General features: G+C 46.8%; 3 protein-coding genes and 1 pseudogene. 2 read left to right on the forward strand and 2 right to left on the reverse strand.

Going from position 1 to position 2,319, the window contains the following annotated elements; all coding sequences use genetic code 11:
- Together J7439_RS25245 and J7439_RS27400 are read right to left on the reverse strand one after the other, a co-directional pair.
- Window positions 1-436 (reverse strand): IS91 family transposase (locus tag J7439_RS25245; protein ID WP_209204819.1); only part of this gene is annotated, 436 nt, incomplete at its 3' end.
- Window positions 433-1,027: pseudogene (locus tag J7439_RS27400) on the reverse strand (tyrosine-type recombinase/integrase). The pseudogene J7439_RS27400 and the gene J7439_RS25245, both read right to left, overlap by 4 nt.
- A gap of 234 nt (window positions 1,028-1,261) precedes the next feature.
- Between J7439_RS27400 and J7439_RS25260 the strand changes: the two are divergent.
- Together J7439_RS25260 and J7439_RS25265 are read left to right on the forward strand one after the other, a co-directional pair.
- The gene (locus tag J7439_RS25260) at window positions 1,262-1,516 is read left to right on the forward strand and encodes a type II toxin-antitoxin system HicA family toxin (protein ID WP_209204822.1); all 255 of its coding nucleotides are present in this window, start codon (window positions 1,262-1,264) and stop codon (window positions 1,514-1,516) included.
- Complete coding sequence (locus tag J7439_RS25265) at window positions 1,513-1,845, forward strand: type II toxin-antitoxin system HicB family antitoxin (protein ID WP_209204823.1); 333 nt, start codon at window positions 1,513-1,515, stop codon at window positions 1,843-1,845. Before J7439_RS25260 ends, J7439_RS25265 begins: the two co-directional genes overlap by 4 nt.
- Window positions 1,846-2,319 lie beyond the last annotated feature (474 nt).

Raw genomic sequence — 2,319 nt, forward strand, 5'->3', positions numbered from 1 at the left:
TGTGCAGGACGCCGGTCATTCCCAGGTCAGCATCCAGTTTTTTGCTATTGGCTCCAAACTGTTTCAGGGTATCAGCCGCTATTCTGAACAGTAAATCGTACACCTGTCGTTGATGTTGCCAAGCCAGAGCCCGCAGTTGCGCTGGTAAGTTGAAGGTCACCATAAAGTATTCAACGGGCAACAGTTTCTGTCTTCGCCGTTGCAACCATTCGCTGGTATCGGTGTTCTGACAGCGGTTGCAGTGACGATGTCCACAGGATAAGGGTTTTTGCTCCCGGAATTGGCAGCCGTTGCATTCCAGCAGCGTCATGCCGGAAGCCGGGGTTCGACAACCCCGTATGGCATTGAGCGCCTTGAGTTGGCTGGGTAGAAGACATTGACTGTATTTCTCCAGGAAACGGTCGGCATATTGATCGGCTATATCGGAGAGGTTCATTGGTCGTCTCCTTTCAAATCCAGCTCATCAATCAGATGATTAATAATCCTGCGGGTATTCAGTTGGGTGGTTTCGGTTAACCGGGTGTAGATGGCTGTGGTTTTTGGGCACATGTGCCCGAGCAGTTCCTGAATGGCCCTGAGGCTCACTCCCTGCTCCATAAGATGAGTAGCAAAGCTGTGTCGTAAACTGTGGGGGCTGACTTTTTTATGAATCCGGCACTCTTCCACAAGATGTTTCATGGCTTTCTGGGTGCAGGAGCGGCTCATAGGCTGAGTTGCCCGGTGTCGCTGATTGGCTGTCTGCCCTTCAGGGAAAAGAAACGTTGGGTTCCGGTGGGTAGCCCAGTAGCGCCGCAAGGCCTTCAGGGTGCGAAGGGGGAGGTCCACGTAGCGATCCTACCAGTGCCGCAAAGTAGGTTTTCAGGTCATCGGGTTTGAGCGTGTCGGGGCAACGATCAAAGAAGGCTGCCACCCGTCGCAGTGGTCTGCTGTAAAGATCAATGGTGGATTGGCTTTTGCCCTGGAGTTTCAGGGTGGTGAGGTGTTTTTGATACAGTTTGTCAAACCGGATTTGCTCAGAACGTTCCATGTTGCTTCCTTATATAAGCCGCGCCGGAGTGGTACGGATATCAGGGAGTATTGGCAATGGTGGGGTGGCTGGAATGAATGGTATTTTTTGCCGCGTTAGCGGCTTGGTTCAACAAGAGCATCCAGCGGACGGCGCTAGACGCGCCGCCGCTTATGCAGGCGTTATGCGCTTCACATCTCAGCATGCCAATATTGCAGTATCATTATTTGATACTATCCTGTATAGTATCTTCCTATGAATGCCAAACACCGAAAAACGCTAATTGCGGTCTACAAAGAACCAGTTCCTAAGCAGTTGGAATGGAAGGCTATAGAGGCTCTTCTCATAGCTGTTGGAGCTGAAGTTATAGAAGGTCGTGGATCACGAGTCAGATTTCATAAGAATGGTGAAATTGGCACTTTTCATAGACCACACCCAAAAAAAGAGGCAAAGCCATATCAGGTGAAAGATGCAAGAGATTTTCTGACCAGAATTGGAGTTAAGCCATGAATACAATGACATATAAAGGTTATGCTGCCAGTATTGAATATAGTGATGATGACGAATGCTTCATTGGTCATATTGCAGGAATAAAAGATCGTGTAGGATTTCATGGTGAATCTGTATCGGAGCTTAAAGATGCTTTCCATGAAGCAGTAGAAGACTATCTTGAAACGTGTGCTTCGGTTGGCAAAGAAGCACAAAAACCATATTCAGGGAAGCTGATGCTTCGTATTCCTCCAGAGCTTCATGCTTCTATTGCTACCGCTGCCCAGGTAAGTGGGCTAAGTATCAACCAATGGATTTCACGAGCACTCGTTCAAGCTTCCCGCATATAAACCAATCCAGCGCATAACGAATAAGGATAGATTGCGCCCAGCCGCAATCTTATCCTGTTGTTGCACAAGCCCGGGTTGATTTCTGGCGAGGAAGGTCTATTCAAGTTTACTTTTCTGGTTGATCTTGAATCAGAGCGTTTTTTCAGAACGCTATATATTCAGGATGAGTGTCTCCCGACCACTGCATTACGGTAGTCCGGCGTATGTAATATCTTTCTGGCTGAGCTTACATCTTCTCCCTGTTTGTGAATGGCAAAATAAAAACAATAAAAAGAACAATAAAAAGGACACCCACTTTTTAAGGCCCTTTCGCAGGTTGGCTGGTCATTTTAGAGATTCCTGCCTTATTTTAAAAAGTGAAGAGAGTACGTTATTTATTCATTTTTTAAATGATAGTATTGATCATTGTAAGAATTTCTCATTCATACCAAACAGGAAGCGTATAAAAAGCACTCAGCAACAGCTAGATAGAAG

Source organism: Salinisphaera sp. G21_0 (assembly GCF_017744115.1).
GTDB lineage: Bacteria > Pseudomonadota > Gammaproteobacteria > Pseudomonadales > Endozoicomonadaceae > Endozoicomonas.